At 73.6% G+C, this 8,324-nt stretch carries 8 protein-coding genes and 1 pseudogene; 8 read left to right on the top strand and 1 reads right to left on the bottom strand.

The annotated features are described in order from the left end of the window. The 4 genes and pseudogenes from ACFU7Z_RS31045 to ACFU7Z_RS31030 all read left to right on the top strand — a co-directional run. Positions 1-1,274: pseudogene (locus tag ACFU7Z_RS31045) on the top strand (regulator); the annotation flags it as partial. A gap of 109 nt (positions 1,275-1,383) precedes the next feature. Further along, positions 1,384-2,355, top strand: coding sequence for an alpha/beta hydrolase (locus ACFU7Z_RS31040; RefSeq protein ID WP_074003694.1), 972 nt, complete (start codon positions 1,384-1,386; stop codon positions 2,353-2,355). Positions 2,356-2,453: 98 nt separating this feature from the next. Beyond that, complete coding sequence (locus ACFU7Z_RS31035) at positions 2,454-3,248, top strand: spermidine synthase (RefSeq protein ID WP_380781141.1); 795 nt, start codon at positions 2,454-2,456, stop codon at positions 3,246-3,248. A 110-nt stretch (positions 3,249-3,358) separates the two neighbouring features. Beyond that, a complete protein-coding gene (locus ACFU7Z_RS31030; protein ID WP_380781139.1) occupies positions 3,359-3,898 on the top strand; it encodes a hypothetical protein in 540 nt (179 codons plus the stop codon). Positions 3,899-3,964: 66 nt separating this feature from the next. On the opposite strand, the gene ACFU7Z_RS31025 is transcribed toward ACFU7Z_RS31030, so the two are convergent. Continuing rightward, positions 3,965-4,510, bottom strand: a complete 546-nt coding sequence (locus ACFU7Z_RS31025; protein WP_380781137.1) for a tetratricopeptide repeat protein — start codon at positions 4,508-4,510, stop codon at positions 3,965-3,967. A gap of 285 nt (positions 4,511-4,795) precedes the next feature. Here ACFU7Z_RS31025 and ACFU7Z_RS31020 point away from each other — a divergent pair, with 285 nt between their 5' ends. From ACFU7Z_RS31020 to ACFU7Z_RS31005, 4 genes are all read left to right on the top strand, one after another. Further along, positions 4,796-5,611 (top strand): class I SAM-dependent methyltransferase, encoded by an 816-nt coding sequence (locus tag ACFU7Z_RS31020; RefSeq protein WP_074003691.1) that lies wholly within the window; start codon positions 4,796-4,798, stop codon positions 5,609-5,611. 202 nt (positions 5,612-5,813) lie between these two features. Further along, positions 5,814-6,479 (top strand): DedA family protein, encoded by a 666-nt coding sequence (locus ACFU7Z_RS31015; protein ID WP_117486626.1) that lies wholly within the window; start codon positions 5,814-5,816, stop codon positions 6,477-6,479. Between the two features lie 114 nt (positions 6,480-6,593). Next, entirely contained in the window at positions 6,594-7,265 is a 672-nt protein-coding gene (locus ACFU7Z_RS31010; RefSeq protein ID WP_049650680.1) for an O-methyltransferase, read from the top strand. Between the two features lie 88 nt (positions 7,266-7,353). Next, positions 7,354-8,253, top strand: coding sequence for a Gfo/Idh/MocA family protein (locus ACFU7Z_RS31005; RefSeq protein ID WP_049650681.1), 900 nt, complete (start codon positions 7,354-7,356; stop codon positions 8,251-8,253). Positions 8,254-8,324: the final 71 nt, after the last annotated feature.

Raw genomic sequence — 8,324 nt, 5'->3', positions numbered from 1 at the left:
ACCGCCGGGGCGTCCTCGACGCCGAGGCGGCCGTCGCCCTCCTCGACACCGCCGTCCGGGCCGCCCGACCAGCGGACGGGCGCGTCGCCATCGACGCGGAGGGCGGCCGGCGCACCGCGAGACTCTGCGGCCACCTCCCTCTGGCACTGAGGCTCGCCGCCGCCCAACTGATCCTCGACCAGCACCTCGGGGCGGCCGAACTCGCCGACGACCTGGCCGGGGGTACGGGCCGCCTCGACCTCCTGCACGACGGCGAGACCGGCATCCGCCTCACCCTGGACCGCTCCTACCGTCGCCTCACCCCCGCGCAGGCCGAGCTCTTCCGGTTCCTCCCGGTCTGCGTCGGAAGCGACGTCTCGACCGAAGCCGGGGCGGCGCTCATCGGAAGGACGGTCCGCGAGACCCGGCCCCTGTTCGCCCAACTGGTCGGCGCCGCACTGATCGAGCAGAGCCCGTCGAAGGGCCGGTGGTACCTGCACGACCTGGTCCGGCTCTACGCCCTGGAACAGCTGGGGAAGGACCCGGAGCTGGGGGCGCGCGGGCTGAGCCGGTTGACGGAGTACTACGTGACGACCGCCCACGCCGCCAACCGGCGGGCCGCGTCATCGCCCGGGCGCTCGGACGCCGGCCCATTCCCGGAACGGGCCGCCGCACTGGCCTGGCTGGACCGCGAGCGCGCCAACATGGTGGCCATGATCCTGGGGCTGGCAGAGGTCGGAATCCACCGAGGGGTCGCGCGCCTCTCGCCCGTGGTGGTGCCGGGGCTGATCCACGGCGGCAGGGCCGATCTGGCGATCGCCGTCACGGAGGCGGCACTGAGGGCGGCCGACTCCATGGGGACCAGCGACGTCGAAGCGGAGGTCTGGAACAACCACGGGATCTCGCTCGGCCTCGCGAGCCGTTGCGAGGAGGCGGTGGAAGCCCATCGACGTGCCCTCGCCGTCGCGCGCAGCCGTCGTGACCGGGAGGGTGAGACGATCGCGCTGCTCAACCTCGGCGAGCGGCTGAGGGTCATGGGCCGCCTCGATGAAGCACTCGAGTTCCTCGAACGCGCCTGTGTGCTCTGCGAGGAGTGCGACGACCGGTTCTGCCAGGCCATGGCCTGGGAGAGCACGGGATCAGCTCTCCGGGCACTGGACCGGAACGACGAGGCGGCCCGGGCGCAGGGGCAGGCCCGCGGGATCTTCCGGGCCCTCGGGGTGGAGCGGGCGGACGCCAGGTGGCTGCGGGCCCCCGACACCACCCGGGCCGCCGCAGTGTGGATCCACGCATGACGGCCCACCGCCGAGCGGCCCGCGGCTACCGGCCGGTATGGTCGGGGATGGAACAGGCGGTCACCTGCCGGTACAGGCAGACAGAGCAGAGGACGGGTGCGGCAAGCAGATGGAGTTCCGTGAAGACATCCTGGGTGCCCCCTACGAGGCCGCCGAGCTGACGCTGCGGCCGGACGACGAGGGGCCGGTGTGCGCGACCCTCGTCCGGCGGCCGGTGCCCGGGGCGGAGCGCGCCGTGCTCTACATCCACGGGTACAACGACTACTTCTTCCAGACCAACCTCGCCGACCACTACGCCGCGCTCGGCTTCTCCTTCTACGCCCTCGACCTGCGCAAGTACGGCCGCTCCCTGCGCCCGCACCAGTCGCCGAACTTCGTCCGCGACCTTGCCGAGTACGACGAGGAGATCGACGAGGCGGTCCGGATCATCCGTGAAGTGGACGGGCACCGGCAGCTGCTGCTGAACGGGCACTCCACCGGCGGGCTGATCGGCGCGCTGTGGGCCGCCCGGCGCGCCGGGCGCGGCCTGGTGGACGGGCTGTTCCTCAACTCGCCGTTCCTGTCGATGCCGGCCGGGCCCGCCGTCCGCACCCTCGGCGGCCCCGCCGTCACGGCGCTCGGGCGGCTGGCGCCGACCCGCGTCCTGCCGTCCGCGCTCAACCCGCACTACACCCACAGCCTGCACAAGGACCACCAGGGCGAGTGGGACTTCGACCTCACCCTCAAGCGCCCCGAGAGCTTCCCGCTGTACGCGGGCTGGCTGTCCGCGATCCACCAGGGCCACCGGCGGCTGCACCGGGGACTGGGCATCGACGTGCCGGTGCTGCTGATGGCCTCGACCCGCTCCATCTCCACCACCAAGTGGCACAGCGCGCTGCACCACGCCGACGCCGTGCTGCGCGCCGACGACATCGCCGCGCAGGGGCCGCGGCTGGGCCGGCACGTCACCATCGTGCGGATCAAGGGCGGCATGCACGACCTGGTGCTCTCCGGGGAGGCCGCGCGTACCGAGGTGTTCGCCGAGCTGGACCACTGGCTCGCCGCGTACCTCGACGTCGAGCCCGTCGGAGAGCACGCGTGACCTCCGAGCACGACTGGCACGACGGGCACGATTCGCGGGACGAGGACGACGAGCCGGTACCGGTCGGCCGCCGGACCGACCTGGGCTTCGCCAAGCTCATGCCCGACCTCGACCGGGACAGCGGCTGGCTGCTCACCCTGGACGGCACCCCGCAGTCCTACGTCGACCTCGCCGACCCCACCCACCTGGAGTTCGAGTACACCCGGCGCCTCGGCCACCTCGCCGACGCCCTCGCCCCCGCCGGGCAGCCGCTGGACGCGCTGCACCTCGGCGGCGGCGCGCTCACCCTGCCCCGCTACCTGGCCGCCACCCGGTCTGGCTCGCGGCAGCGGGTGGTGGAGGTCGACGGGCCGCTGCTGGAACTGGTCGCCGAACACCTGCCCTGGCAGGGCCCCGGCGCGGACATCACCGCGACCGTCGGCGACGCCCGGGCAGCCCTCGCCGAGACCCCGGCCGGCTCGCAGGACCTGGTGATCGCCGACGTCTTCCACGGCTCGCGCACCCCGGCCCACCTCACCTCGGTGGAGTTCCTGCGCCTGGCGGCCGCCGCGCTGCGCCCCGGCGGCTGCTACGCGGCGAACCTGGCGGACGGCCCGCCGCTGGCCTTCGCCAAGGCGCAGGCGGCGACGGTGCGCGCGGTGTTCCCGTACGTCTGCCTGGTGGCGGAGGCACCGGTGCTGCGCGGCCGCCGGTACGGCAACATCCTGCTGGCCGGCTCGACCGCGCCGCTGCCGGTGGCCGAGCTGACCCGGCTGCTCGCGGGCGACATCTTCCCGGCCCGGCTCACCGACGGGGATGACCTGGCCGCCCTGGTCGGCCGGACCGCCCCGGTCACCGACGCCGAGGCCACCGACTCCCCGCCCCCGCCGGACGGCGCCTTCAGCATCGGCTGAACCCTCGGCCCCCTCGCGGCCCCCGGCGCGGAAATCCGCTGGTCCGTCCCCGTCCCCGTCCCCGCCGGTAGCCTGCGGGGACGATCAAGGGAGGTGAGCCGGTGCGACCGCTGCTCCTGCTGGACGTCGACGGACCGCTCAACCCGTGTGCGGCGAAGCCCTACCGGCGGCCCGAGGGCTACCGGACCCACCGGCTGACGACACCACGCTGGGAAGCGGCCGAGCGCCGCCGACTCACCGCCTGGGGCCTTCCACACAAGGCCCCGAAGCCCCTGCGGGTCTGGCTCAACCCGGCCCACGGCCCGGCCCTCGCCGCGCTGCCCTTCGACCTGGCATGGGCGACGACGTGGCAAGAGGAGGCCAACACCTTCATCGCCCCCCTGCTCGGGCTGCCCGCCCTGCCGTTCATCCCCTGGTCCGAGCCACGGCCCGAGCCGGACGACGGCGTGTTCTGGAAGACCCCACAGATCGTCACCTGGGCGCAGGGCCGCCCGTTCGCCTGGGTCGACGACCTGATCACGGACGCCGACCGCACCTGGGTCGAAACCCACCACCCGGCCCCGGCACTCCTCCACCACATCGACCCGAAAGCCGGCCTGACGGCGGAGGACTTCGCCCTCCTGGCGGACTGGTCGAACGGGCTGGGCTGACCGCCGGCCCCGCCACGGCCTCCTGGCGCAGAACGGGGACAGGGACGGGGTCTGCCGCGGGGGCGGTCAGGGGCGGTCGAGCAGTAGCTCCACCCTGTCGAGTGCGGCCTGCGTGGACTCGATCAACTCGCTGTCCCCCTTGGCGATCCGCAGTCGCAGTGCCTCCTGCAGATGGGTCCGGGCCTGCGCGAGGTCACCGTGTTCCATCAGGTGTTTGCCGGTGTGCTGGAGTGCGAAGTCCAGGAGTTCCGGGTGCCGGGTTCGCGCGGTGTCCAGCGCGCTGCGGTAGAGCGCGTCCGCGGTCCGCACGTCACCGGCGTAGCGGTGCGCGTCGGCGAGGTTGAGTCCGGTGGCGACGACGGCCCGGGTGTTGCCCGTCTCCGTGGCGAGGTCGAGTGACTGGCGGAGGAGTGTACGGGCCTCCTCGTGGTGGCCCAGGCACAGGTGGCCGATGCCGATCCACCTGGTCAGGAGGCAGGCACGGGCGGGGTCGGTCCCCTCGGGCAGAGCCCGGAGTTCCTCGTGGAGCCGGCCGACTGAGGTGGTCAGCTCGTTCCGGTCGGTGGGGACCATCCGCAGGTCGTCGTCGTGAGTGATGAGGTGCTCGAGCACGTGGCCCTCCGTCGTTCGGTTCTCCACCCCGTGGGGTGAGAAGTGCCCACGTAGGAGAACGAGTTCGCGCGCTCCAGGTCGCCTGGATGGCCCGGTCGATGGTTGGCGTCGTAGAGCTCCGCCGGTCGGTCAGTCGGCGCGTCGGCGGGAGGGGAGGTGCGGACGGGGTGTCAGAATCGGCGGGTTCATGCCCATGACGGGAACACGGCGGGAACGCGACGGAACGCGACGGAACGCGACGGAACGCGTCGGACCGCGACGGGACCACGTCCGAAGGAGCGAGCGATGAGTGGCGGCGGGGAGCGGCCGGAGCTGGGGCAGGTACCGGAGACGGCGCTGTGGACGCTGTGGCACCGGGCGGTGGAGGCGCGGCGGCCGGACACCGTGCTGCCGGACCCGAAGGCGGTCGAGCTGGTGGAGCGGATCGACTACCCGTTCGCGGCGCGGTTCGGGGAGAACGCTCTGGTGAGCCAGCTCCAGGCGCTGCGGGCCGCCTGCTTCGACCGCGAGGTGGCGGACTTCCTGACCCGCTGCCCGCGCGGCACCGTGGTCGGGCTCGGGGACGGCCTGGAGACCCAGGCCTGGCGGGTCGACAACGGGCGGGCGAGCTGGCTGTCGGTGGACCTGCCGGAGACGGTCGCGCTGCGGCGGCGGCTGCTGCCGCCGGACGAGCGGCACCGGATCGTCGCCCACTCGGCCACCGATCCGGGCTGGATGGACGAGGTGGACCCGTCGAACGGGGTGCTGATCAGCACCGAGGGCCTGCTGATGTACCTGCGGCCGCAGGAGGTCCGCGCGCTGATCGCGGCCTGCGCCGAGCGCTTCCCGGGCGGGGCGATGGTGCTGGACGCGGTGCCGCGCTGGTTCAGCCGGCGGGCCGTCGAGGGCAAGCTGCGGGACCGGTACTACCAGGCGCCGCCGATGCCGTTCGGGATGGACGCGGACGAGCGCGGCGAGCTGGCCACCGCGCACCCGGGGGTCACCGACGTGCGCGAGGTGTACCCGGAGGGCGGGCGGTGGCCGGTGAGCGCCCTGCTGCCGTTCGCGCGCCGGATCAAGCAGCGCCCGTCCGTGGTCGCACTGCTTTTTGCCGAATCTTGAAGAAACGGTGGTCGAGCTGGAACCATGGCGCGGGGGCGTACGTCGTAACCACGGGTGATCGGCCGGGGGGACAGGCCGCCCGGCACGTTAGGCTCGTTTCCGGGGGAGCGGCCTGGGTGCCGCCATCGGACGAACTGCCGGGACGGGCACGCGGCTCCAGGGGGAGCGCGGCCGGTCCCGTCCTGCCACGGAGGGACTGGCCTTGCACATCGACGCCTGGATCGAGGGGATTCCGCCGACAGCGGTGTACGCCGTGGTCGGTCTGATCATCGGGCTGGAGTCGCTGGGCATTCCGCTGCCCGGCGAGATTGCCCTGGTCACGGCGTCCCTGATGGCGGTCAAGGGTGTGGTGAGCCCGTGGGGCGTCGCCATCTGCGCGATCGCCGGCGCGATCATCGGCGACTCGATCGGCTACTCGATCGGGCGCAAGGGAGGCAAGCCGCTCTTCGAGAAGCTGGGACGCAAGTTCCCCAAGCACTTCGGGCCCTCCCACCTGGCCACCGCCGAGCGCTCCTTCCAGAAGTGGGGCATGTGGGCGGTCTTCTTCGGCCGGTTCATCGCCCTGCTGCGCATCTTCGCCGGTCCGCTCGCGGGCGCGCTGAAGATGCCGTACTGGAAGTTCCTGATCGCCAACGTGCTGGGCGGCGTGGTCTGGGCCGGCGGTACGACGCTGCTGGTCTACAAGGTCGGCAAGAGCATCGAGCCCTGGCTGGCCCGGTTCTCCTGGGCGGGCCTGGGGGCGGCCCTGGTGATCGGCCTGCTCTCGGCCTGGATCATGAAGCGCCGCGCCGCCAAGACGCACGCCAAGATCGAGGCGGAGGAGGCCGCCAAGGCCGCCGCCGCGGCCAAGGAGCCGGTCGCCGACTGACCTCCCGTACGGCCGGTCGTCCGACCGGCCGTCCACAACCACCGTCGTGGTGCCCTCGGGCCCTCGGAGTAGCATCGGCCGGGTAGCTGCCGATCTTGCACTCTGGAGGGCCCGATGTCTTCGCAGCCGACCTGGGACGCCGTGGACGCCTACTTCTCCGAGCAGCTGGTCGGGCACGACCCGGTGCTGGAGGGCGCCACCGCCGCCGCCGACGCGGCCGGGCTGCCGAAGATCGCGGTCGCCCCCAACCAGGGCAAGCTGCTCCACCTGCTGGCACTGACCCAGGGCGCGAAGCGGATCCTGGAGGTCGGCACGCTCGGCGGCTACAGCGCGATCTGGCTGGCCCGGGCGCTGCCCGCGGACGGCACCCTGCTCACCCTGGAGCTGGACCCCCGGCACGCCGAGGTCGCCCGGGGCAACCTGGCGGCCGCCGGCCTGGCCGGGGTCGCCGAGGTACGGGTCGGCCGGGCCGCCGACTCGCTGGCCGCGCTGGTCGAGCAGGGCGTGGAGCCCTTCGACCTGGTCTTCATCGACGCCGACAAGCCGAGCAACCCGGAGTACTTCCGCCGGGCGCTCCAGCTGACCAGGCCCGGCTCGCTGATCATCGTCGACAACGTGGTGCGCGGTGGCGCGGTCGCCGACGCGGACAGCACCGACCCGGCGGTGGTCGGCACCCGGGCGCTGCACGAGCTGATCGCGGCCGAGCCGACGGTCACCGCGACCTCGGTGCAGACGGTCGGCAGCAAGGGCTACGACGGCTTCACGCTGGCCCGCGTCCGGGGCTGAACCAGGGCGCGCGCCGCGAATCACGCGCCGCGAGCACGCGGCGGCGTCGCGACGGAACACGACGGAACACGAAGGAAACGGAGACATCGTGCGGATCGGACTGCTGGGAACCGGCCCCTGGGCGGAGCGGGTGCACGCGCCTGTCCTGGCCGAGCACCCCGGGCTGGAGTTCACCGGCGTCTGGGGCCGCCGACCGGAGGCGGCCGAGGCGCTGGGCGCCGCGCACGGCGTGCCCGGGTACGCGGACCTGGACCGGCTGCTGGCCGAGGTGGACGCGGTCTCCATCGCGCTGCCCCCGACCGTGCAGGCGGGCCTCGCCGTGCGGGCCGCCGAGGCGGGCTGCCACCTGCTGCTGGACAAGCCGGTCGCGCTGACGGTGCCGGACGCCGAGGCCGTGGCCGAGGCGGTGCGCGAGCACAAGGTCGCCTCGGTGGTCTTCTTCACCGTGCGCTTCGGCGGCGAGCAGATCCCGTGGATCGAGCGGCAGGCGGAGCTCGGCGGCTGGTTCACCGGCCGCTCGGACTGGCTCGGCTCGGTGTTCGCGCCCGGCAGCACCAGCCCGTACGCGGCCTCGCCGTGGCGGGTCGAGAAGGGCGCGCTGTGGGACGTCGGCCCGCACGCGCTGTCCGTCCTGCTGCCGGTCCTGGGCGACGCGACGCACGTGACGGCGGCGGCCGGCCCGCTGGACACCGTCCACCTGGTGGTGCGGCACGCCGGCGGCGCCTCCAGCACGCTCGCGCTCAGTCTGACCGCGCCGCTCGCGGCCGGCGGGACGGGCATGGAGCTGCGCGGCGAGCACGGCGTGGTGCAGCTGCCCCCGCGCGGCGAGGGACCGGCCGCGGCGCTGCACCGGGCGCTGGACGCCCTGCGGGCCTCGGCGGCCTCCGGCGAGCCGCACCCGTGCGGGGCGGACTTCGGCCTGCGGGTGGTGGAGATCCTGGTCGGCGCCGAGCGTTCGCTGGCGACCGGCGCCACGGTGGCCGTCTGAGGCCTGCTGTCGGGCAGGGCCCTGACAGTCCCTGACAGTAGGGAAGGACGCCGGGCGGGGCACCCACGTGC

Source organism: Kitasatospora sp. NPDC057518, assembly GCF_042802075.1.
Classification (GTDB): domain Bacteria; phylum Actinomycetota; class Actinomycetes; order Streptomycetales; family Streptomycetaceae; genus Kitasatospora.
Note: the sequence above shows the minus strand (reverse complement) of the source record. Positions and strands in the feature narration are given on the sequence as shown.

Excerpts from the sequence above, each read along its gene's own strand:
- ACFU7Z_RS31040 (WP_074003694.1), top strand. The coding sequence starts at position 1,384 with ATGGAGTTCCGTGAAGACATCCTGGGTGCCCCCTACGAGGCCGCCGAG.
- ACFU7Z_RS31035 (WP_380781141.1), top strand. The coding sequence starts at position 2,454 with ATGCCCGACCTCGACCGGGACAGCGGCTGGCTGCTCACCCTGGACGGC.
- ACFU7Z_RS31020 (WP_074003691.1), top strand. The coding sequence starts at position 4,796 with ATGAGTGGCGGCGGGGAGCGGCCGGAGCTGGGGCAGGTACCGGAGACG.
- ACFU7Z_RS31010 (WP_049650680.1), top strand. The coding sequence starts at position 6,594 with ATGTCTTCGCAGCCGACCTGGGACGCCGTGGACGCCTACTTCTCCGAG.